Below are 21,474 nucleotides of genomic sequence, written 5' to 3'. Positions count from 1 at the left end.
TAATACTTATTATTTATTATTTGAAATTTTTAAACTTTATTATTAAATACAAATCATACTATCTAATTAATATCTGTTTACTGTTCACTATTTACTCTGAATATTTTGTACTTTTTGCAACAGTGTCTCAGCATTTTTCGCCCACTGCATATTACCTTGAGCATTATATAAATTTTTCGCATGGGTAAATACTTTCGCTGCTTCCCCATACTGTTTTAACTGCATAAACACTAACCCTGCACCATAATAAGCGTTAGGAAAATTAGAATTAGCTTCTGCTGATTTTCTAAATGAGCTTAAAGCTTCTTGCAATTTACCTTGATTAAACGCGATGAAACCTAAATTGTAGTGAGCATCTGAATATCGTGGATTAATTTTTATGGCTTGCTCAAAGGCTGATTTTGCTTGATTAATTTTACCTTGTTGCAGGTAACATAAACCTAAATGATAATGAGGTTCTGGGGCATTTTTACTGTATGTGATGGCTTTTTGAAATGATGCGATCGCACCAGCCCAATTTTGTTGCAGTTCCCTAACTAATCCTAAGTTATAATGAGCAAAACCTAACTTGGGGTCAATTTCTAAAGCCCGTTGTAAATATTCACTCGCCTGTTGTAAATTATTACCTTCTAACAACGCTCCCCCTAAATTAGCAAAAGCGAGGGAGAAATTAGGATCAGCTTGGGTAGCACGATAAAAAGCATTAGCTGCTGGTTGTAATTGTCCAGTTTGTCGCAGTGCTAAACCTAAATTGTAATGGGCTGCGGCTAAGTTCGGATCTAACTGAGTAGCGCGTTCAAATGCTGCGATCGCATCTTGCAATCTCCCCGCTTGAATCGCTTGCAACCCTTGATTTAACAAGCTTGTAGCTGTTGGTACTGTATACTGTGCTAGTTGAATTGGTGATAAAGGTGTGTAGGGGTTTAGCATTGCTAAACCCCTACGAGGTTTAAACCTCAAGAAATTTTCGTGTGTTGGTTGTGGGATAAACTCGTGGGAATCTAGCTTAAAAGTTTGGGAAATAGGATATTTCGCTAATACTGGCGCAATACTGCCCCATACTAATGTTAAAGTCAGGATTCCGACAAGAGGATAGTTACAGATATATAATCTCATTGTTGTATTCACTCCCACACATTGCTGTGACTGTTATTCATAAAAACTTTTGTAAATAATTATTTTTTAACAAAAATTTTGTAATTAATAATAAAGTTTGTGTTACTTAACAGTTCTTAAGGTAAATCTTACGAGACGCTACAATTTTTTTAGCCTTGAATTAAACAGAGGATAATTACAAATTAAAGGGGTGATAATACTTCAGCAACAGAACAATTATTCAACCCCTGCAAAAAACAGGGCTATGCGGTAAGAGAGACTTACTGCAAGGGAGGTTTTATGAGCGAAAAAGTCATATCAAGTTCGCGGAATGTTGCCATTGTCGGCCCTTATTTAAGTGGAAAAACAACATTATTAGAAAGTTTGTTATCTGTTACGGGAGCGATTTCTCGCAAAGGCAGCGTTAAGGATGGTAACACAATCGGTGATAGTGCAGCAGAAGCACGCGATCGCCGCATGAGTGTAGAAGTGAGTACAGCTTGCACAGAGTATGAGGGTACACGCTTTACTTTTCTTGACTGTCCCGGCAGTGTAGAATTCACTCAAGAAACATATAACGCTTTAATAGGGGTGGATGCAGCAATTGTAGTCTGCGAACCAATTCGCGATCGCGTCCTCACACTTGCGCCTTTATTTAAATTCCTAGACGACTGGGAAATTCCCCATCTTGTCTTTGTGAATAAAATGGATAGAGCCAATATCCATGTCCTAGAAACATTACACGCCCTCAAAGCCGTTTCTAGTCGTCCATTGGTAGCCCACCAATACCCCATCATGCAAGGGGAACAATTGACAGGCTTTATTGACATGGTGAGCGAACAAGCCTATCAATATCATCCCGGCGCACCAGCAGATCCGATTCCTTTCCCCGAAGATTTAAAAGCAGAAGAACATACAGCTAGAGCCGAAATGCTCGAAGCTTTAGCAGATTTTGATGATCATTTACTCGAAGAACTTTTAGAAGACATTGAACCACCCCAAGAAGAAATTCTCACAGATTTAAAAATGGAATTAGGGGCTGATTTAGTAGTCCCCGTCTTCTTTGGTGTCGCCGAACAAGATTATGGTGTCAGACCGCTATTAGATGCGCTGCTACGGGAAGCACCAGAACCAGAAGCCACCGCCCAACGTCGCCTCAAAGGTAAACCCAGCAATACACCCATAGCCCAAGTTTTAAAAACCTATTACACTCCCCAAGGTGGTAAACTCTCCCTCGTGCGGGTTTGGCAAGGCAAATTAACTGATGGTATAGTCCTCAACGGTGTGCGGACTGGTGGAATTTATCGCTTGATGGGACAACAGCAACAGTCAGTCAATGAAGTTGCTGCTGGTGAAATTGTCGCATTGAGTCGATTAGAAGGAATTAAAACTGGGGATATCATCTCTACAGAACGTCCGCCGGAATTACCGAAAGCGGAACAGTTAGAGCCAGTGTATGCCCTGGCCATTACTCCAGAAAAGCGCAACGATGAAGTAAAATTGAGTGCCGCCATTACTAAGTTATTAGAAGAAGACCCCTCCTTAGTTTGGGAACAACACGGCGACACCCACGAAGTGATTCTTTGGGGACAAGGTGAGATTCATTTGCAAGTCGCTTTAGACAGACTGCGCCGCAAATATAACTTACCCATGTCTACCCACCTGCCACAAGTACCTTATAAAGAAACCATTCGCAAACCTGTAAACGCAGTGCATGGACGCTATAAGCATCAAAGCGGCGGTCATGGACAATTTGGGGATGTGTACCTAGACATTCAACCCCTACCACGAGGCGAAGGCTTTAACTTTAAGGAAACTATTGTTGGTGGTGTAGTTCCTAGACAATATATTCCCGGCGTAGAAATGGGAGTGCGGGAGTTTTTGACACACGGGCCTTTAGGCTTCCCAATGGTTGATGTGGCGGTGACACTGACTAATGGTTCATATCACACCGTTGATAGTTCCGAACAAGCCTTTAAGCAAGCTGCGCGTTTAGCGATGCAAACAGGTATACCCCAGGCGCAACCCACCCTCCTAGAGCCAATTTTGCGGGTAGAAGTGACCACACCCAGCGAGTTTACCTCTAAAGTGTTGCAACTGTTGAGTGGTAAACGGGGTCAGATTTTAGGCTATGAAGGCAGACATGATTGGCAAGGGTGGGATAATGTTTCTGCTTACTTGCCACAAGCCGAGATGCACGACTTTATTGTAGAGTTGCGATCGCTCACTCTCGGCGTTGGTTCTTTCCACTGGGAATATGACCACCTGCAAGAAGTCCCAGACAAGCTAGCTGAACGTGTACTTGCTAGTAACGGTAATGCTAGTAACGGTAACAGCAAATAGTCTTGAGTGCCAAAATATTTCCTCTATTCCGAACCTGGGAGTGGCAGTTATTGTCACTCCTATTTCTTGATTGGGGCAATAAACTAGATTATGTACACAATATTTGGAGACTTCCAGATAAAAAAATATCCAAAATGCAGGGTGCGTCAGTACGGGAAACCCCAGTAGGGGCGGGTTTATAAATATCTTAGATTGCTCAACTAGGGTATTTGTGAACCCGCCCCTACTATACCAAGAAAATATTCATACTGACGCACCCTACTAAAAGTCGATTGGGATAATTTATTTTTTGGTGTTCCCTTGATTAAAGTGCGATCGCTCACCCACAAATAATAGTTTTACCACCATTTTAATAAGCTGCAATACCCGGCTACATAACTGTAATCTGGTGTTCAAATTTTAGTTTTTGTCACTAAAGAATTTATGCTAAATATGTCTATATACTTGGCAAAAAACCAGATTATAAAATCTTATTAATAATAGGAATTATCGCAATTACAAATCGAGGTTTATCTTCACCTAATATTTATAAAATTTCAGTAAAATTATCAATGCAATCTATAAAATCAAAAACAGATAATTGATGTATATTGCCAAGATTAAGGTGCTGACAATGAATATCGAACAACTACAGTGGGTAAAAAACATTAAAGCTTTCTATCCAAAAGAGGGAGGGAAATGGGCATATCAATTTCAAAAAGGAGAGAAATTTGCATTGCATTGGAGAAACAAAGATGGAAAAGACCAAAAAAATGCTAATAACCTAGCAGCAGGTGACATGATTATTCTAAGACAGCTTGGTAAAGTCACTCACATTGTTCAGGTACTTGATAATGAACTTAATGATGAAGATATGAAATCTGAAAATGAATTTAATATATATCGTAATGTTCAAGTTATTTGGATAACTGATAATTGGGATAATTCTCCCAGCGTCGGCAGATTTTTTGAGGCTAAATCTCTTCCCCAAGGTGGCAAGGCATATCAAATAAAAAGACTAGAAGCTTTTAAAAAAAGATGGGGTGAAACAGGATTGCCAGAATTTCAAAAGTTCATCCAAAAAGAATTAAATATTAATGAAAACTCATCAATTTGATTGTTAGCATAGTTCCATAATCACTTTTATCATCTCATTAATTAGTGATGGTAACACTTCAATTCAGACAATTAAGTGTACCGCCAGGACATAGAGTCATACTCCAGAATGTTGGCTGGCAAGAATTTGAGGCAATTCTCGCGGAACTTGGCGAACATCGTGCAACTAGGTTGGCTTACAGTCAGGGAACGTTGGAGATCAGAATGCCATTACCAAAGCATGAAGTAGCCAAAGTCATCATTGGTGATATGGTAAAAATTCTTTTGGAAGAATTAGAAATTGATTGTGAATGCTTTGGTTCAACCACATTTAAACGGGAAGATATGAGTTGTGGTGTAGAGCCTGACGATTCTTTTTATATACAAAATCATGCAAAAATGATTGGTAAAGAGCGCATTGACTTAAGAGTTGACCCCCCACCCGACTTAGTAATTGAAGTTGATGTCACCTCTAAAACTCAACTAGAAGCCTACGAAGCATTAGGAGTACCGGAACTGTGGCGATATGAAAAAGACAAACTCCAAATCAACATTCTTCGGGATGGCAAATACATCGAGTCAGAAATCAGCCCAACATTTCCCAACTTGCCAATTGTAGAAGCAATTTCTCAGTTTTATGAACAGAGTAAAACATTAGGTAGAAGCCCAACACTCAGGTCATTTAGGAAGTGGGTAAGAACGCAAATCTAGCCCACTGAATTTTGCGTTCTTCTTTGCGCCTACTCTGCGAGAACGCCTTGCGGCGAATGCGCCTTCCCTGCGGGACGCTCCGCGAATGCGCGAGCCTTCAAATAATATTACTCCACCACACGAAAGTATTTATGCAATAGGTCTAAACCTCAAAACCTAACCCGGAAGTTGCTTCTTCAACGCCGCCAAACCAGCCCAACGACTATCAACAGGCGTTTCTGCACTCTCCTCATTCACACTGCTGAGAATACCAGGACAATTTAAATCACATAACTGACGCTGAGGCAATTCCAAACACATCTGCTCATATAACCATTCACTCGGATAAAAATAACCATTGGGAGATAAAGTTTCCACCAAATCTTCCATAGCCACTTCCCTTTCTAAAGGCAAATCTTGCTCTTCATTTGCCGCCTCATCTAACCAGATAACTTCCTGAGCATTCACCAGCAAACGGTGATTGTAATTGTTTAAGCAGCGATTACAAGTACAAGTAATAATAGCTTCTGCCTGAGCCGACACATCCAGATAATTACCATGATGCTGGACGCGGACGCGACCGCGAACTGGTGTTAATGTTTCTAGCCCAGGCAGAAATTCTTTAACTTGAATTTCCTCGGTACGCTCCGGGGCTTTAGTTAGCTGCGGAATAAAAATTGCGTCCATAGGATTTGTGAAATATCATCACGAAAACTTATCACAATTATCAGCTATCCTGCTGACAATCCATCTATAGTTTAGCTCTTAGAAAGAACAAATATTCTATCTTGAGTGAGCTATTCATGACCATCAACTGCAACCGGACGCACCACCAAATGACGATGGGGTTCTTTCCCACGGCTAAAGGTTTCTAAATCGCTCATTTCTTGAAAGTAGCTATGCACTAACCGCCGTTCAGCAGAACTTAAGGATTTAATTTCCACCTCTTGACCAGTTAAACGCACTTCCTCGGCGGCTGCTTCGGCTATAGCTTGAATTTCGGCTTGTCTTTTAACGCGATAACCATTTAACTCTACAGTGTAGGAACCTTGCGTTTCCTGGGGTTGGTTGATATTCAGCGTCGAATTAGCCAAATACTGAATTGCATCTAACACAGACCCATCAGCACCAATCAAAGTATGAATTTGTTCTGGGGTCAAGTTAGCTTCGTCAATGATTAACCAGTAACTATCTACCTCTGGGGAATCTTCTTCTGAAGAATCGGTAGCTTCTACACTACCACGAATCTCAGCTGATATCCCAGTGAGTTCCAGCAGTGACTTTAGCCACTGCTGACCTCGTTGCATGGGAATATTGCTCATCTATTAACCTGCGGTCTTTTTCTTGGAACTTTTTGGCTCAAAAGGTAATGTCTTTTGTTCTGCCACGGTTTGTTTTTCCTGAGAGGCTACAATTTTTTGTAGTTCCTCTGGTAAGGGTTCACGAGAGAGGATGTAAGTTTGTAGGGTTTGGAAAATATTTCCAATCACCATATACATCAAAACCCCGGCTGGCAAGGGGAAGAACAAGAACATCCCAGAAAAGATTACAGGGGTGATTTTGTTGACAGTATCTTGTTGTGGGTTGCCGCCACTGGAGTTCTGCCCGGAAAGGATTTGGCTAACGTAAAGGCTGATGCCAAAAAAGACAATCATGGCTACAATATCCCAATGGACAACACCATCTGGGTCGATCGCTCCAACTCTGCCCAAGGCATCAATAAACAGGAATCCTTTATCTGCTGCCAAACCAGGAATTGTACCCTGAATTGTGACATCTCCAGGCTGTAAGGCTTCTATATTGCCTTCAGCATCGATTTTGACCCTATCTTCGCCTTTGGTAACTTTCCAATCAGGGACTAACTGAGTTTCTGGGTGTTCTGCTAGTAGAGCCTGGAAAGGTTTACCTTCGAGGGTTTGGTATTGAATCTTAGTGTTTTCACCAACGCTTAATTTGTTACCACTAGGTAGAATAGCGGTGACTTTTACGTGTTCCCCGTCAGCGACATAAATGTTCTGAGGAGGAGTAGCGAAGGCTTGGGGTTGAATTCGTTCGATTTGTTCGGCGGGTAAAATTTGCAGGTTAACAGAATAGTTAACGCCAGCAAACGGCGAACCCCGCAAGGTGGCAAACAGTGCCAACAGGACTGGCATTTGCAACAGGAGAGGCAAACATCCCGCTAAGGGGTTGCCGAATTCCTTCTGCACGTTCATCATTTCTTCCTGCTGCTTTTGCGGGTCGTCCTTATAACGTTCTTTAACTTCTGCCATCCGCTTTTGCATCAGAGGTTGAACAATTCGCATCCGCCGCATATTGCGAATTGAGCCAGCACTCAGGGGGTAGAGCGCAAAGCGGATGATCAATGTCAAGGCAACGATCGCCAATCCATAGCTAGGCACTATACCATAGAACAAGTCTATGATTGGCAGCATTACGTTGTTCGAGAGAAACCCGATACCAAAATCCATTATTCTGAATTCAACCTGAGTTACTGTAAATTGATCTGAGTCTAATCTATCTAAAAAAGGGGGATTGGGGACTGGGGACAAATCAATTCAAAATTCAAAATTCAAAATTCAAGAATTCTGGGGAAAAATCTCCCCTGCTCACGGCAGTCCGCTCAAGTCGGGAAACCCGCCCACACGGCTGCCTCCCTCTTCTCCCCTATTCCCTATTCCCTACTGCGCCGTAAATTGGGGATTTTTCGCAGTCACTTTTTCATTGATATAGTCATAAACTTCGCGGAATTTGGGAACTGCCCGCATTTCCAGACGGCTACCATTTCTTAAAGTAACTACCATATCCCCCCAAATACCTACACCACGGGGAACTTTGACAATTTTGACAATTTCTGTGTAAATGATGTCAGTGCGATCGCGTCCCATCCATCCACCTGTTACAGATATTCTGCGATTAGTGATGCGGTAACGCAACCACAAGGCTCTGACAATTGCCCCTACTGTCAATGGTATCCCGACAACGGTGAAGCCAATTAGTATATTCAAAATCAGATCCCCAATATGGGGGCCGCCTTCATAATAAATCTCTTCACGAATGCCCATTTAATACCTCAGTTTGTGCCAACAACTGCTCTAATTCTTGCAGAAATTGTTGGCTTACGCACTTAGATTCTGCGGCTGTTGGTTTGACAATTACCACTAATTTCCAGCCAGGAGCTATTTTTGGCAATAATTGATGCAACGCTGCCGCAATTTGCCGTTTAATGCGATTACGCACCACTGCTTTTTTGCTGACTTTGGTGCTGATAGAAATTCCCATTTTGGTGCATGGGAGAGGCTGCACTTCACCTGCTGGTGAGATTTTGGTGGCAGTATCCTCAGAAAATGCTGTGGAAGGTGACGGTTTTAAAGCCCTCAATGTGAAATGAAAGCTATAACGCCGAATTCCTTCCCGGAAAACTGCCTGAAAATCTTGGCGGGACTTTAATCGATGTGCTTTGGGCAAGGCCACAGATGTTCTTTTCGCCTAAAATTCCCTATACGCTCAAACGATGCCGTCCTTTCTTGCGTCTAGCTCTAATGACGTTTCTGCCGTCTGGTGTACGCATTCTGGCACGGAAACCAGAAGTTCTTTTTCTCTTGCGATTTGTTCCACCCAAGGTTCTCTGCATACTGTTCTCCTGTTAGGTCGTTTTAATAAAAAGTCACAATCTAAAACTATATCACTGTTGATGTTTAATAGTCCAGAGTCATGAGTCACAAATCGACCCAAGAGATGAGGGAGCAGGGGAAGAGGAGAAGCGGAGGAGAGAAACTAATGACTAATGACTAATAACTAATGACTAATGACTTAATTAATAGTGAGAATCCACGTCCCAAGGGAACGCAGTAATGGCACATCTCCAGTAAAGAGAACTTGACATCTAAAATAATACGTTCCACCAAAGGCGGGATTCTGCACGTTAGAAAACACTAACTCTACTCTGCTACCTGCTGGGACTGGTTCTTCGGGGAAAATCTCAATTAAACCGCCTTCTCTATTCCATTTAACTTCAGATAGGGGTACTTTCTTACCTCTAACTCTGACTTCTATTTTTTCAGGGTCAAAAGTACCTTTATAGTAGTCAGGATAGCTGACAGCAAATTGAGCCACTGCCAATTTCATCTTTTCGGCAGGAACACGTAAGATGTATCTATCTATACCATTCCTCTGTCCACCAAAATCAAACCTGAATGGCAGTTGATTTTCCCGCTTAACACCGCTAAACAGTACAAATCCCTGAGCGTGTGCTAAGGTCGTAGGTAAAGCAGTCATTACACAGGCTGTCAAAGCTAAGGTAGAAAGTAAGCGTCGCATAATTTGGCTCCTACACCAGAAATATGTTTGTAATCTAAATAACGATAATTTTAGTTTTGTAACTAAACTTTACTATTGGTCTGCTGACAAAAGACGTTACATGGCAAAAAAAGTGCCTTGACTCGCAGCATAGTGTAGACGCACACGCCTATATTCATACAAATGCTGGGAATAATTTCATCTCGTGGCTAATCGCTACTGTCAGCTAATCATGAGGTAATACATAGACTAGAGTGCGTCAGAGACAAGAATCCTGATTTTATCACGCACCCTACAAGTTGATTTCTGTGTGACTACACCCCCACTACCTTGATTATGTTGCTAAATATGTACAAGTGTATCGGAATTTAAGGTGTTTGTTATAAAAATTGAGTGATGTTCTGAGCGATCGCCTGTTAATTTAAGATACATTGATGCAAATAGCCGGGAATATCATCAAGAATTCTGAAAAAATTGCCTGAGTAACGGATTGCCAAAATATTAAGTTGAGAAAATCCCCAAATCGCTAAATCTTTCAAGATGTAATAAAAAGTAAAGTCAAATAATTCTGATCCCTAAAACAAGCTAAAGACAAAGATATAAACTGGGATATTAAACTTAGAATTTCCAAGGCGTGAAACTATTTGCAACTATTAGCCGAGACTAAATTTCCACCAGACAAAATCAGGCTTGGTGTCTGGTAAATCTAGATGCCAGGGGAACTCTAAAGTTTCAACACACAAGAAAAAGCAAACGCTCATAGTTAAAAATCAAGGCTATGGATTCAGCAGGTAAATAATTGATAAATAGGCAAATTTCGCAGATATTAGCTATTTATATGCAGGAGATTTCATGAGAATAGCAGTTGCTAAAGAAATTGAAGTTTGTGAACGGCGTGTAGCATTAAATCCCGACACTGTGGGACGCTTAATTAAACAAGGTTTAGAGGTTTGGGTAGAAGCTGGTGCAGGAGAAAGAGCATTTTTTAGTGATGCTGCCTATGAAGCAGCAGGAGCTAAAATAGTTCATCATACTGACGAATTATGGGGCAGTACAGATATTTTACTCAAAGTTAGCCCACCCCAAGAGAGAGAAGACGGACGTACAGAAATTGATTTAATGCGGGAAGGGACTTTATTAATTAGTTTCCTCAATCCTTTGGGAAATCCAGTTGTGGCGCAGCAGTTAGCTAATCGCAAAGTTTCGGCTTTGAGTATGGAATTGATTCCCCGCACTACCAGGGCGCAAAGTATGGACGCTTTATCTTCCCAAGCTTCCCTAGCGGGTTATAAATCAGTGTTAATTGCAGCTGCGGCGTTGCCAAAATATTTCCCGATGTTGACGACGGCGGCGGGTACAATTGCCCCAGCCAAAGTATTTATTATCGGGGCAGGTGTGGCAGGATTGCAAGCGATCGCCACCGCCAGACGTTTGGGTGCAGTAGTAGAAGCCTTTGATATTCGCCCAGCTGTGAAAGAAGAAGTGCAAAGCTTAGGCGCGAAATTCGTCGAAGTCAAGCTAGAAGAAGAAACAACCGCCGCCGGAGGTTACGCCAAAGAAATCTCGGAAGCTAGCAAACAACGCACCCAAGAAGTTATCGCTGAACACGTCAAAAACTCGGATGTAGTAATTACAACTGCCCAAGTACCAGGAAAAACCGCACCGTTATTAGTGACAGCCGAAATGGTTGCACAGATGAAACCGGGTTCAGTGGTGGTAGATTTAGCCGCCGAACAGGGTGGTAACTGTGCTTGTACTGAACCGGGTAAAGATATTGTTTGGAATGGTATCACCATTATCGGGCCGATTAATCTGCCTTCATCCATGCCAGTTCACGCCAGCCAGTTGTACTCCAAAAATTTAACATCGTTGTTGCAACTGCTAATTAAAGATAAAACCTTAAACCTCGATTTTGCTGACGACATTATTAATGCAGCTTGCATTACTCATGGTGGCGAAATTCGCAATCAACGAGTTAAGGATGCGCTACAAAATGCTGTGTTGAGGTAATGGGAAATATTCATGGTATCAACCTAATACTTGGCGTTGCTGAGTGAAGTTATGAATTTTTCTCACGCAGAGGCGCAGAGACGCAGAGAGTTAGAGGTTGAGAAATGCCATTTTTGGCATTCATACCTCGATTCAGCAATGCCCCATGCCCAATGCCCTATTACCAAAAGGAGTTTTTAATGACAGAGGCGTTACTTGCAGCTTTGTTTGTATTTGTGTTGGCATCTTTCACAGGCTTTGAAGTTATCAATAAAGTTCCCCCGACTTTACACACACCCTTAATGTCAGGTTCAAATGCCATTTCGGGTATTGCTGTGATTGGGGCGATAGTCGCAGCCGGTGAAAGAAATACTAATTTATCTGTAATTCTCGGTTTAATTGCGGTGGTACTAGCAACAGTCAATGTTGTCGGTGGGTTTTTGGTGACTGACAGAATGTTGCAAATGTTTAAGAAGAAGGAGATAAAAGCGTGAGCGACTTTATACCAACCGGGATACAGCTGACGTATTTAGTCGCTGCGTCTTTATTTATTTTGGGTTTGAAAAAATTGGGTTCACCGGCTACCGCACGTAATGGGAATGTGATGGCGGCGGTGGGGATGTTGCTGGCAATTGTGGCGACAATGTTAGACCAGCACGTATTGAACTATGAGATGATTTTGTTAGGGTTGGCGATTGGTTCTGCAATTGGTGCGATCGCAGCTTATAAAGTCCAGATGACAGAAATGCCCCAAATGGTGGGTTTACTCAACGGTTTAGGTGGTGCAGCTTCCGCCTTAGTTGCCGTTGCCGAGTTTTGGCGGTTGTTGGATGCTGGCGCACCTGTACCCCTAGATGTCAACATTTCCATGTTATTGGATGTGTTAATCGGTGGTGTCACCTTCACAGGTAGTTTTATCGCCTTTGCCAAATTACAAGGATTAATTAGCGGTTCGCCAATTACATTTCCCTTACAGCAGCCAGTTAACGCTTTATTATTGGCTGGGTATGTTGTCGGTAGTGCCTATTTCATCATCACACCGGATAACTTAGCTGTATTCTTAGCAGTTGTTGCAGTCTCCCTAGTCTTGGGTGTGATGTTCGTCATCCCCATTGGTGGCGGCGATATGCCCGTGGTGATTTCCCTGTTAAACTCCTTATCAGGTTTAGCGGCGGCTGCTGCTGGTTTCGTGGTGATGAACAATATGTTAATCATCGCCGGTGCATTGGTAGGGGCTTCCGGGATTATTCTCACCGAAATCATGTGTAAAGCCATGAACCGTTCCCTGTTCAGTGTGCTATTCAGTGCGTTTGGTTCGGGAAGTGCTGCGGCTGGTGGTGCTAGTGGTGGTAAGATTGAGCAAACCATCCACAGCATCGACCCAGAAGAAGGCGCGATGATGTTGGGTTATGCTCGTTCTGTGGTGATTGTTCCTGGTTATGGGATGGCAGTAGCCCAAGCACAGCATACTGTCCGAGAATTAGCAGATCAACTAGAACGTCTGGGTGTAGAGGTAAAATATGCTATTCACCCCGTTGCTGGTAGAATGCCGGGACACATGAATGTGTTGTTAGCAGAAGCGAATGTACCATACACTCAGTTGTATGACATGGAAGATATTAATCCCCAATTAGAAAAGACAGATGTGGCGTTAGTCATTGGGGCAAATGATGTAGTTAATCCGGCGGCGCGTAGTGATGCGAATAGTCCAATTTATGGGATGCCGATTTTAGAAGTAGATAAGGCAAAGCATACGATTGTGATTAAGCGTGGGATGAGTACAGGTTTTGCTGGTGTAGATAATGAGTTGTTCTACAAAGATAAAACCACAATGCTTTTTGGTAGTGCGAAAGATATGGTGGCGAAGTTGGTTTCGGAAGTGAAGCAGCTTTAGGGAAGTAAGAATAATTTATATGGTTTGCTTGCCTTGGGGGTTTGATGCTTCTGAGGCAAGTTTTTTTGGGAAATTTGGTTTAAACGAAACCGTAAGTGAACAAAATTTTTACAATATATTTCAAACTAATGATACTTTTTATTTCAAATATGGCGAAAAATGGAAGTAGTGTTATATTGAGTTTAAGCAGTAAAATGAGCTATAGAAATTTTAAATCATTTGTCAGATAAAAATTGGCATAAAAGCTTACAAATATGTAATTTTTGTCTTCGCATTTTCTCAAAATTCACCTAGAATTGCTATATCTGTTGCTTTAATTTAGCAAGTTTGTATTACTTAGGTTATTAATTTATTGGTGGAAAAAGGTTTTTAATATGGAAGAATCTACCAAGAAAGTGACTGTTGGTCAATTATGGGGCTTCAAGGAAAAACTCTGGCAAGATGATAATCTTTACAGCATTTATTCTTTTAAAAACATTGCTCATTTATTCCTAAAAGAGTTTTTAGGTGATGATATTTTACAAAAACTAACATTTGAACAGATTAGATTGAAGTATATAGATTGCTTTGAGGGTAAAGGAGAAGCTATTGATAGTCAGAGAAAAGCCATTATAGCTGATGATGAAGGTAAGGAAATAGAAATTCATTTGCCCCCTATCCCTGAAATCCCTGAAAAAGAAGAAGATTTTTTTGCTTATATCTGCAAAGAGCAAATTGGGTTAAAAACTGAGCCACGTCTTTGTTTACTTGAGCTATATCAACAATCTTCAAAAGATTTACGAGAAATCGAAGAAAGGATTAGTAAATATCAAGAAGAAATTGAAAAATATAACCAACACAATGTTAATACTCCAGATGATGATTATAGAAGAGAAATTTTAAAACATTATATAAATTTAAATATAGATGCAAAAAATGAAATTTTAAAATTTATTACAAGTGAAAATATAAAAATTTGCGGACTTGAGGAAGCCAAAGTAAGAGGTCCATTACAACACCAATTATATTTATTTCAACAGGAATACTGTACTTACTCCTATAGATATCAGCGTTCAAGGTATGACATAGATAAATTATCTGAAATTGCTAATAAATTTTTAGATGCTCCTTATCCTGAAATGCCAAAAATAGAAAATTTATATAAAAATAAACCATTGGAATTTTATCAATATGCCCAAAATTACATCAGTAATAACCAAATTATCGAAAAAATAAAACAATATATTAATGAAAATCACTTTTTGAATGCACGTATAAAAATTTTGTTACCTGCATTAGAGGAATATCAGAGAAACAACAAAGTTTTATTTATAAATTTAGCTACTCTACAAATAGAAGGCATATTTCATGACTATTGTATAGGTTTAGGTATTCCTGAAGAATCGCTACGAAAAGCTAGTATGGGTGAAAAATTAGATAAAATTATTTCTATAAATCCAAATTTATACGACTTTGAGTATTTTAAATTTATCTTTCCTAAGACTAGAAATAGAGTTGCACATGGTAAATTATTTTCTAATGCAGAAGAGGCAAATATAATTTCATGTTTACTTATACTAGACTTATATGATGTATGTAGCCGGATTACATCAGATGACATCCCTGTTAATTTACTGGTCAATCTTATTCAAGAAATAAAAAAAGACAGAAACATTAACAAGAATTTGCTAAAAATTAGCTATGCTAATTTACTAGGTATTATATGCCCTGAATTTTACAATTTACAAGGTACTATTGATTTAGTTAACCACAAGTGTAGTCAAAATGATTTCTTTGATTATTTATATGAAGTTATAACAACATCAAGAAATAACCCTATCTTAATTAAATATATTGAAAAAATATTACACTACTATAGAAAAAAAGGTATACAAATTAACAATTGGCAAGATTTATTCAAGGAAATTCAATCAATAAAAGCAACGTATTCACAAATACGTGATGAAGTGAGTTTTATAGAATTTTGTAAAGCTGTGGATCAACAACCATAATCTTGTAGAACGGCATCTGAAAGTGGTGGTGCTAAATTAAATCCTGGACTCTCTATTAAATCTGTGAGAATAGTTTCCCATTCTTCCTGATTTGATACTTGATAAAAAGATTTTTGTTCCTGACTAATTAAGCTGTTTTCAATCAAAGATTCAAGATAAGCTTCTACCGATAAACCCTGTGTAGCAGCTTGAGCAATGAGACGAGCCTCAATTTCTGGTTTTAATTGTATCTGTATATTCATTGGATGTTTCCTATAATTTCGATATCTTGATAAAAATCTTCTCCTTCTAAATTAGAAAATACATTTAATTCACCATCAGGCGCATAGTCTGAAATAGCTGTGATTGCGGCTAGTGCTAATTGCTTTTTTTGTTCATCTTGAGTAAGTGATTGTTTTTCCTGAAGCACAAACTTTAAAGATGTTGCAGGAATATTTTTATGATTGTTCATAACTATTTTCTAGCTAGATTATTTAACATGATAAATCAAAATAACTAACTTGGGAGAAACCCAGCTTGAAAAATCTGCTGTGCAGTCAAATTCAATTGTGGAAATGTTGGTGACTGAATACTATCATCTCCTCGAAATTTACTAATCTGATACTCACCTTCATCTAAAGAACAAACTAAGATAGTTGGTTGTTTAGGCTTACCAATATATTCTCTCCCACCTAAAGCAGCATAATCAACAATCCAATATTCAGGAATTCCCATCTCTTCATAGTCAGCGTATTTCTTATGATAATCATCACGCCAATTTGTACTAACTACTTCAATAACTAAAGGAATCGATGCAGCCTGAGTAATTATTGACTCTTTTCTCCAAATAGGTTCATTGCTAAGGTTAGTTTGGTTGATAATTAACACATCTGGTGAATAACATGATTCTGTCGCTGGCGGCTTGATAAATGCTGTCTTTGGGATAATATAAGGAAGATTTAATCTATCTAATTCCACACTCAATTTTTTGACTAAAAACCCTGTCACCTCCTCATGTTCACCAACTGGTAATGGCATTTCAACAATTACTCCATCATGCAGTTCATATCGTCGCTGTGGATTTTCTGGATACCAAGCAACAAATTCATCAAATGTAACTAGCTGGCGTAAAACTTGAGTCATGATTTAATTACGCAAAACACAATTAGAAATAAAACACCAACATCTCATAGTATTTATCTTTATATAGCTTAACGCACGTATCCCCTCTTCTCTCCTCCTTTGCGTCTTTGCGCCTCTGCGTGAGATAAAAAAGACTAGCTAAAACACAACCATCACCCCTGTAACTTCCACCAAATAAGTATGATTGCTTGGTAATCGTAGTTAAGATAGCCGTATCATGAATTAATGCTTGTAATTGCAGTCAACAACAAAACTGCCTTACAATCATAAATTTGGCATCAAAATAAAGAATTTATCTGATATTATCAACAGGCCGAAAACTTCTATGAATCCTCAGCAAAGTGATACTAAACAAACCTCTGCGTCATCAAAAGCATCGCAAGGTTGGCAAGAAAATTTTACTCTAGTTGCGATCGCCTTAGTTTTAGCCTTGTTGATTCGGACTTTTATCGCCGAACCCCGCTACATACCATCCGAGTCAATGGTTCCTACATTATACGAAGGCGATCGCCTAGTAATCGAAAAAGTTTCTTATCGGTTTCATCAACCCACAACTGGGGATATCGTTGTTTTTCAGCCACCCGCAGAACTACAAAAACGAGGATACCCTAAAGACCAAGCCTTCATCAAACGGATAATTGCTGAACCAGGAGAAATCATCAGCGTCGCTAACGGTAAAGTCTATCTCAATGGTGAACCATTAACAGAAGACTACATAGCTGAACCACCCAGCCAACCCTTCCCACCAGTCAAAGTCCCAGAAAACCAATTTTTTGTCATGGGAGACAACCGCAACAACAGTAACGATTCTCGCTACTGGGGCTTCTTACCCAAAGAGAATATCATAGGTCGGGCAGTATTGCGCTTTTGGCCGCCTCAACGTGTGGGGATAATTTAGACAGCAGGGGATGAGGGGGACAAATCAATTCAAAATTCAAAATTCAAAATTCAAAATTGTTGACTGTTGACTGTTGACTGTTGAGTGTTGAATTGATTTGTCAAGAGTTCCCAGTCCCTTCCAATCCCCAATCTCTGCTAAAACCTGAGAAAATACATTAACTGTGCGATCGCTTCTCCTGATAATTCCAATCGACGCTGAAAATCGGCTAAATTACGATAAACCCCAGATGAGAGGCGATTCTGTACCACTGCTTCAGCTAGGGATGTATCTATAAATGGGACTTGTGCTAACTGTTCTACTGTGGCGGTGTTGGGGTTAACCATATCAGTAGGATTAATTAGAGATTCGTTATCATAATAACTAAAATTCAATAAGGGTTTCAGTGGTTCTAGTCTTGGTGTTGGCATTCCTAAAGCCGCAGCGATATCTTCAACGCAGTAAAACTTAACACCAGAGCGAGAAAGTTCGACAAGCGATCGCGCTTGATGAATCGATAAACCAGGTAAGCGTAACCAATCATCAACAGTAGCTTGATTAGCATCAATGCGGATACCTAATTTAGCCGCCATCTGAATTTCTTCCCCAGACTGTAGGCGATAATATGGGTCATTCAGCAGTTTAGCCCTCAGCCTTTGTAACTTAGAATTCCAAGGAAGCCATTGATTCATAATAGTCATTAGTCATTAGTCATTAGTCATTAGTCATTGGGCATTGGCTATATAATCCACCCAGTCCCCAGTCCCTATTAAGAAATTTGATCAAGTAACTGGCGACGCTTTTGTTCAAACTCATACTCAGAAATCAACCCATCTTGGCGGAGAGTATCTAACTCACGTAAAGCATCTGCGATCGCACCGACTTGATTACCCACATAGGGAGATGACTTAACGGCTGACTTCCCGAAATTAAAATGACGATCAAAAGCTTCCTCATCTTGAGCTAAATACCAAACCCCTTCAATCGCGCTTGCTACCTTGGGAATAGGTGTCCAAGACAGCAAAACATACAACAAACCCCAAAGTGGTTGTCCTAAATAAAACTTATGTAATCCAGAAATGCTCACCGTTCCAGCAAAGGCTAGAATAGCCGCAATACTTCTACTTTTACGCTTAGTTAACATATCCGCTATTAATTCACCATCACCACATTCAGGACAATCAAACAGCCATACTAACAAAGCACTGGGGTCAATACAGCATCACAACATTCAGACTAATCAGCGAACATAACATCTATTCTATTGATTTTTACTTTTCAATCTCTATTCTCCGATGCTATCTTAAAGTTTTCCACTGCGAATCTCAAATCATCTGAGCGAATTATGCGCGGTGACAGCCCAGATTTTTTAACCTGGAAAATTGCTGGTTTATTGAGTAAAACGCCACAAATATACAACTTATCCCTAGTCAAGTGTTGAAATTTCGGTAAAAAACCGTACTTAGACCGAAGTTGTTTCTTAAGTTCACTCCCCTAGACTAGAATAAGAATAGAGGCAAAACTATAAGCTACTGAGTGTTCAGACTCGGTTGAATAGAGGCACATGGGATTCTTTGACTCTGACATAGTTCAGCAAGAAGCAAAACAGCTGTTTGAAGATTATCAAGCACTGATTAAGCTAGGCAATAATTACGGTAAGTTTGACCGTGAAGGCAAAAAACTGTTTATTGAGCAAATGGAAGCGATGATGGATCGCTATCGCATTTTTATGAAGCGATTCGAGCTTTCTGAAGACTTCATGGCACAAATGACTGTAGAGCAACTGAAAACACAGCTTAATCAGTTCGGCATCACTCCCCAACAGATGTTTGATCAAATGCACCTGACTCTACAGAGAATGAAATCTGAACTAGAAAAACAATCTTAATAGGGATTGGGGACTGGAAGGGACTGGGGACAAATCAATTCAAAATTTAAAATACCCTACGGGAAGCAAGCTACAAAATTCAAAATTAAAGAATTTTGCGGAAAAATATCCCCTGCTCCCCTGCTCCCCTGCTCCCCTACTCCCCTACTCCCCTACTCCCTAATTCGATTTGGGACGAGGGAACTGAGAAGGTGGCTTGAATTTTTCTACAGGTACACCTTTAAGGGCTTGAGTCATAAATTCCTTCCAGATGGGAGCTACCATACCACCACCAGTTGCTCCACTGGCTAGTTGTCGGTTGTCATCTCTACCTATCCAGACAGCCGTTGTTAACTGTGGCACAGTACCCACATACCAAATATCTTTTTCTGAGGATGTTGTACCCGTCTTACCAGCAGATGGGCGGCCAATCGCAGCCCCTTTACCTGTACCTTCGGTAACTACAGACTGCATTGTATCAAGAATTGCTGCTGAAGCCCAAGGGTCTAAAACAAGCTGGGGTTTGGGAGTATTATCTAATAACACATTACCACTGCTATCAGTAATCCGAGCGATCACCGTCGGTGATGACTGCCAGCCGTAATTCGCAAAGGTAGCATAGGCACTAGCCATTTCTAGGGGTGTGACACCAATTGCACCTAGAGGTAAAGAAGTCACCGGTTCCATTGGACTCATAATACCTAAAGTGCGGCAGGTTTCAATCACTTTATTCATGCCGATTTCTTTACCAATTTTAATCACAGGAATATTGCGTGATTGTGCCAGAGCTTTGCGAACTGACATGGCTCCACTAAATGAGCCATCATAGTTTCTGGGAGTATACCAGCCACTACCATCTCGATACCGGACGGGAGAATCTATAACTGTGCTGTCTGGTGTATACTTACCATTAGCGAAAGCAGCATAGTAAACAAATGGCTTAAAAGCAGATCCTGGCTGACGCTGGGCTTGGGTAGCTCGGTTAAATTCGCTAGTTCTCGAATCTACGCCACCTACTAGGGCTTTGACAAAATGAGTACGCGGATCGATTGCAACTAAAGCAATTTGGTTTTTGCTTAAGCCTTGAGCGAGAAGCCTTTTATGCCATTTTTTGACAATATCTTCAGCCATCAGTTGAAAATTAGCATCAACTGTGGTTTGTACGCGCATTCCACCTTTAAGTAGCGTGTCACGCCCAAACTTTTTAGCTAATTCCTGTGCCACACTATTGGTGATATACGGTAAAGCACTGCCTTGAAATGACCGGATTCTGCCGTATTTAATTTCTTCGTTGAGGGCTTGATCATATTCTTCCTGGGTAATCCAGTTCAAATCCAGCATTCGCCCTAAAACTTCTTTTTGTTTTTGTTTCGCTAGCTTCCTATTAGCAAAAGGGCTGAATTCCTCTGGTGCTTGGATTAAACCAGCCATCATTGCTGATTCAGCCAGAGTCAGGTTTTCGGCTGACTTGTCAAAATAGCTACGTGCTGCTGTTTGGACACCGTAATTATTATGACCCCAATACACTTGATTGAGGTACATTTCTAAAATTTGGTCTTTAGTGAGAATTTGCTCTAAGCGAATAGCTAAGACGGCTTCTGCTAACTTACGGGTAAATGCACGTCTACGAGTCAAAAATAAGTTTTTTACCAACTGCATGGTAACGGTAGAGCCACCCTCTCGGACACCACCGGCTAACCAGTTGACAACTACAGCACGCCCGACACCCGTGGGATTAATGCCGTGGTGGTAATAGAAGTGACTATCTTCACTGGCTAGTACCGCCCGTTTCAGGTTGGGGGAAATTTTATCTAGAGGTACTACTTCCCGATTGGCTTCTCCGTGGATACTGGTTAACAGTTTGCCTTTAATGTCATAAATATAAGTTGTTTCTGATGGAAAGAAGTTACGTAGTTGCCTGACATCTGGCAAATTACGGAAACTGATGGCTAGACCAACCAGCCCTCCGGCTACAATGGAGCTTGTCAACATTGTGATTGATAGGAGAGTACCGCCAGCAATTTGGCCTACTCCTTTAAAAAACTCAAAACCCGATGAGGTTTGATGTTGGGATTGCTTTTCTTCAAAAGTCCTAGAAGACACGGCGATTTCACTTCCTCACTTGTAAATATTACTGTAATTGATTATTTGCAGCAGGGCGGTTAATTTTTTGCAATTATATTAGTTTGGCAGATGAAATTACGGTGAATGTGAGCGTGAACATAACCAACCTCAC

The 21,474-nt window shown here is 40.5% G+C and carries 23 protein-coding genes; 9 read left to right on the top strand and 14 right to left on the bottom strand.

Annotated features, from left to right (window positions below):
- Window positions 1-87 precede the first annotated feature (87 nt).
- Window positions 88-1,116 carry a lipopolysaccharide assembly protein LapB gene (locus A3775_RS09865; RefSeq protein WP_231866978.1) on the bottom strand — a complete coding sequence of 343 codons (1,029 nt, stop codon included), beginning with the start codon at window positions 1,114-1,116 and terminating at the stop codon, window positions 88-90.
- Between the two features lie 279 nt (window positions 1,117-1,395).
- Here A3775_RS09865 and A3775_RS09860 point away from each other — a divergent pair, with 279 nt between their 5' ends.
- The 3 genes from A3775_RS09860 to A3775_RS09845 all read left to right on the top strand — a co-directional run bounded on the left by A3775_RS09860 (window position 1,396) and on the right by A3775_RS09845 (window position 5,223).
- Window positions 1,396-3,438 carry an elongation factor G gene (locus A3775_RS09860; RefSeq protein WP_066424780.1) on the top strand — a complete coding sequence of 681 codons (2,043 nt, stop codon included), beginning with the start codon at window positions 1,396-1,398 and terminating at the stop codon, window positions 3,436-3,438.
- Window positions 3,439-4,051: 613 nt separating this feature from the next.
- Window positions 4,052-4,534, top strand: coding sequence for a hypothetical protein (locus A3775_RS09850; protein ID WP_156481591.1), 483 nt, complete (start codon window positions 4,052-4,054; stop codon window positions 4,532-4,534).
- 47 nt (window positions 4,535-4,581) lie between these two features.
- Complete coding sequence (locus A3775_RS09845; RefSeq protein WP_066424771.1) at window positions 4,582-5,223, top strand: Uma2 family endonuclease; 642 nt, start codon at window positions 4,582-4,584, stop codon at window positions 5,221-5,223.
- A 156-nt stretch (window positions 5,224-5,379) separates the two neighbouring features.
- Here A3775_RS09845 and A3775_RS09840 read toward each other — a convergent pair whose 3' ends face one another.
- The 7 genes from A3775_RS09840 to A3775_RS09815 all read right to left on the bottom strand — a co-directional run bounded on the left by A3775_RS09840 (window position 5,380) and on the right by A3775_RS09815 (window position 9,519).
- A complete protein-coding gene (locus A3775_RS09840; RefSeq protein ID WP_066376895.1) occupies window positions 5,380-5,889 on the bottom strand; it encodes a DUF177 domain-containing protein in 510 nt (169 codons plus the stop codon).
- A gap of 110 nt (window positions 5,890-5,999) precedes the next feature.
- On the bottom strand, window positions 6,000-6,524 hold the full coding sequence (locus A3775_RS09835; RefSeq protein WP_066424770.1) for a R3H domain-containing nucleic acid-binding protein: 525 nt from the start codon (window positions 6,522-6,524) through the stop codon (window positions 6,000-6,002).
- Between the two features lie 3 nt (window positions 6,525-6,527).
- A complete protein-coding gene (gene yidC / locus A3775_RS09830; protein WP_066424793.1) occupies window positions 6,528-7,670 on the bottom strand; it encodes a membrane protein insertase YidC in 1,143 nt (380 codons plus the stop codon).
- A 210-nt stretch (window positions 7,671-7,880) separates the two neighbouring features.
- Entirely contained in the window at window positions 7,881-8,264 is a 384-nt protein-coding gene (locus A3775_RS09825) for a PH domain-containing protein (protein WP_066376891.1), read from the bottom strand.
- On the bottom strand, window positions 8,251-8,673 hold the full coding sequence (gene rnpA, locus A3775_RS09820; RefSeq protein ID WP_066424769.1) for a ribonuclease P protein component: 423 nt from the start codon (window positions 8,671-8,673) through the stop codon (window positions 8,251-8,253). The genes A3775_RS09825 and rnpA overlap by 14 nt, the downstream gene beginning before the upstream one ends.
- A gap of 25 nt (window positions 8,674-8,698) precedes the next feature.
- Window positions 8,699-8,833 (bottom strand): 50S ribosomal protein L34, encoded by a 135-nt coding sequence (rpmH, locus tag A3775_RS23510; protein WP_015139827.1) that lies wholly within the window; start codon window positions 8,831-8,833, stop codon window positions 8,699-8,701.
- A 179-nt stretch (window positions 8,834-9,012) separates the two neighbouring features.
- Window positions 9,013-9,519 carry a DUF2808 domain-containing protein gene (locus tag A3775_RS09815; protein ID WP_066376889.1) on the bottom strand — a complete coding sequence of 169 codons (507 nt, stop codon included), beginning with the start codon at window positions 9,517-9,519 and terminating at the stop codon, window positions 9,013-9,015.
- 831 nt (window positions 9,520-10,350) lie between these two features.
- Between A3775_RS09815 and A3775_RS09810 the strand changes: the two genes are divergently transcribed.
- The 4 genes from A3775_RS09810 to A3775_RS09795 all read left to right on the top strand — a co-directional run bounded on the left by A3775_RS09810 (window position 10,351) and on the right by A3775_RS09795 (window position 15,372).
- Window positions 10,351-11,508 (top strand): Re/Si-specific NAD(P)(+) transhydrogenase subunit alpha, encoded by a 1,158-nt coding sequence (locus tag A3775_RS09810; protein ID WP_066424768.1) that lies wholly within the window; start codon window positions 10,351-10,353, stop codon window positions 11,506-11,508.
- Between the two features lie 179 nt (window positions 11,509-11,687).
- Complete coding sequence (locus A3775_RS09805; protein ID WP_066376921.1) at window positions 11,688-11,981, top strand: NAD(P) transhydrogenase subunit alpha; 294 nt, start codon at window positions 11,688-11,690, stop codon at window positions 11,979-11,981.
- Window positions 11,978-13,381 carry an NAD(P)(+) transhydrogenase (Re/Si-specific) subunit beta gene (locus tag A3775_RS09800; protein WP_066376887.1) on the top strand — a complete coding sequence of 468 codons (1,404 nt, stop codon included), beginning with the start codon at window positions 11,978-11,980 and terminating at the stop codon, window positions 13,379-13,381. Before A3775_RS09805 ends, A3775_RS09800 begins: the two co-directional genes overlap by 4 nt.
- 374 nt (window positions 13,382-13,755) lie before the next feature.
- Window positions 13,756-15,372, top strand: coding sequence for a hypothetical protein (locus A3775_RS09795; RefSeq protein WP_066424766.1), 1,617 nt, complete (start codon window positions 13,756-13,758; stop codon window positions 15,370-15,372).
- Here the strand turns inward: A3775_RS09795 and A3775_RS09790 are convergent.
- Genes A3775_RS09790 through A3775_RS09780 form a run of 3 tightly spaced genes read right to left on the bottom strand, consistent with a single transcriptional unit; the run spans window position 15,360 to window position 16,494 of the window.
- On the bottom strand, window positions 15,360-15,614 hold the full coding sequence (locus A3775_RS09790) for a hypothetical protein (protein ID WP_066424763.1): 255 nt from the start codon (window positions 15,612-15,614) through the stop codon (window positions 15,360-15,362). The genes A3775_RS09795 and A3775_RS09790 overlap by 13 nt on opposite strands.
- Entirely contained in the window at window positions 15,611-15,823 is a 213-nt protein-coding gene (locus A3775_RS09785) for a hypothetical protein (protein WP_066424762.1), read from the bottom strand. Before A3775_RS09785 ends, A3775_RS09790 begins: the two co-directional genes overlap by 4 nt.
- Window positions 15,824-15,867: 44 nt before the next feature.
- Complete coding sequence (locus A3775_RS09780; RefSeq protein WP_066424760.1) at window positions 15,868-16,494, bottom strand: Uma2 family endonuclease; 627 nt, start codon at window positions 16,492-16,494, stop codon at window positions 15,868-15,870.
- Between the two features lie 325 nt (window positions 16,495-16,819).
- Between A3775_RS09780 and lepB the strand changes: the two genes are divergently transcribed.
- Window positions 16,820-17,392: a signal peptidase I gene (gene lepB / locus A3775_RS09775; RefSeq protein ID WP_066424758.1), complete on the top strand. Its 573-nt coding sequence runs from the start codon at window positions 16,820-16,822 to the stop codon at window positions 17,390-17,392.
- A 137-nt stretch (window positions 17,393-17,529) separates the two neighbouring features.
- On the opposite strand, the gene A3775_RS09770 is transcribed toward lepB, so the two are convergent.
- Both A3775_RS09770 and A3775_RS09765 read right to left on the bottom strand, forming a co-directional pair.
- Complete coding sequence (locus tag A3775_RS09770) at window positions 17,530-18,063, bottom strand: ComEA family DNA-binding protein (RefSeq protein WP_066376881.1); 534 nt, start codon at window positions 18,061-18,063, stop codon at window positions 17,530-17,532.
- Window positions 18,064-18,140: 77 nt separating this feature from the next.
- Window positions 18,141-18,515: an NINE protein gene (locus A3775_RS09765; protein ID WP_066376919.1), complete on the bottom strand. Its 375-nt coding sequence runs from the start codon at window positions 18,513-18,515 to the stop codon at window positions 18,141-18,143.
- A gap of 420 nt (window positions 18,516-18,935) precedes the next feature.
- On the opposite strand from A3775_RS09765, the gene A3775_RS09760 reads away from it, so the two are divergent.
- Window positions 18,936-19,259, top strand: a complete 324-nt coding sequence (locus tag A3775_RS09760) for a DUF1825 family protein (RefSeq protein WP_066376879.1) — start codon at window positions 18,936-18,938, stop codon at window positions 19,257-19,259.
- A gap of 159 nt (window positions 19,260-19,418) precedes the next feature.
- Here the strand turns inward: A3775_RS09760 and A3775_RS09755 are convergent, their stop codons facing one another.
- Entirely contained in the window at window positions 19,419-21,341 is a 1,923-nt protein-coding gene (locus A3775_RS09755; protein ID WP_066376877.1) for a transglycosylase domain-containing protein, read from the bottom strand.
- Window positions 21,342-21,474: the final 133 nt, after the last annotated feature.

The organism is Anabaena sp. 4-3 (assembly GCF_001597745.1).
In the GTDB taxonomy this organism is placed as follows: domain Bacteria; phylum Cyanobacteriota; class Cyanobacteriia; order Cyanobacteriales; family Nostocaceae; genus Trichormus.
This window is presented reverse-complemented; position numbering and strand designations above follow the sequence as displayed.

Coding starts and splice junctions, on each gene's coding strand:
- A3775_RS09865 (WP_231866978.1), bottom strand. CDS start 1,116: ATGAGATTATATATCTGTAACTATCCTCTTGTCGGAATCCTGACTTTA.
- A3775_RS09860 (WP_066424780.1), top strand. CDS start 1,396: ATGAGCGAAAAAGTCATATCAAGTTCGCGGAATGTTGCCATTGTCGGC.
- A3775_RS09850 (WP_156481591.1), top strand. CDS start 4,052: ATGAATATCGAACAACTACAGTGGGTAAAAAACATTAAAGCTTTCTAT.
- A3775_RS09845 (WP_066424771.1), top strand. CDS start 4,582: ATGGTAACACTTCAATTCAGACAATTAAGTGTACCGCCAGGACATAGA.
- A3775_RS09840 (WP_066376895.1), bottom strand. CDS start 5,889: ATGGACGCAATTTTTATTCCGCAGCTAACTAAAGCCCCGGAGCGTACC.
- A3775_RS09835 (WP_066424770.1), bottom strand. CDS start 6,524: ATGAGCAATATTCCCATGCAACGAGGTCAGCAGTGGCTAAAGTCACTG.
- yidC (WP_066424793.1), bottom strand. CDS start 7,670: ATGGATTTTGGTATCGGGTTTCTCTCGAACAACGTAATGCTGCCAATC.
- A3775_RS09825 (WP_066376891.1), bottom strand. CDS start 8,264: ATGGGCATTCGTGAAGAGATTTATTATGAAGGCGGCCCCCATATTGGG.
- rpmH (WP_015139827.1), bottom strand. CDS start 8,833: ATGCAGAGAACCTTGGGTGGAACAAATCGCAAGAGAAAAAGAACTTCT.
- A3775_RS09815 (WP_066376889.1), bottom strand. CDS start 9,519: ATGCGACGCTTACTTTCTACCTTAGCTTTGACAGCCTGTGTAATGACT.
- A3775_RS09810 (WP_066424768.1), top strand. CDS start 10,351: ATGAGAATAGCAGTTGCTAAAGAAATTGAAGTTTGTGAACGGCGTGTA.
- A3775_RS09805 (WP_066376921.1), top strand. CDS start 11,688: ATGACAGAGGCGTTACTTGCAGCTTTGTTTGTATTTGTGTTGGCATCT.
- A3775_RS09795 (WP_066424766.1), top strand. CDS start 13,756: ATGGAAGAATCTACCAAGAAAGTGACTGTTGGTCAATTATGGGGCTTC.
- A3775_RS09790 (WP_066424763.1), bottom strand. CDS start 15,614: ATGAATATACAGATACAATTAAAACCAGAAATTGAGGCTCGTCTCATT.
- A3775_RS09785 (WP_066424762.1), bottom strand. CDS start 15,823: ATGAACAATCATAAAAATATTCCTGCAACATCTTTAAAGTTTGTGCTT.
- A3775_RS09780 (WP_066424760.1), bottom strand. CDS start 16,494: ATGACTCAAGTTTTACGCCAGCTAGTTACATTTGATGAATTTGTTGCT.
- lepB (WP_066424758.1), top strand. CDS start 16,820: ATGAATCCTCAGCAAAGTGATACTAAACAAACCTCTGCGTCATCAAAA.
- A3775_RS09770 (WP_066376881.1), bottom strand. CDS start 18,063: ATGAATCAATGGCTTCCTTGGAATTCTAAGTTACAAAGGCTGAGGGCT.
- A3775_RS09765 (WP_066376919.1), bottom strand. CDS start 18,515: ATGTTAACTAAGCGTAAAAGTAGAAGTATTGCGGCTATTCTAGCCTTT.
- A3775_RS09760 (WP_066376879.1), top strand. CDS start 18,936: ATGGGATTCTTTGACTCTGACATAGTTCAGCAAGAAGCAAAACAGCTG.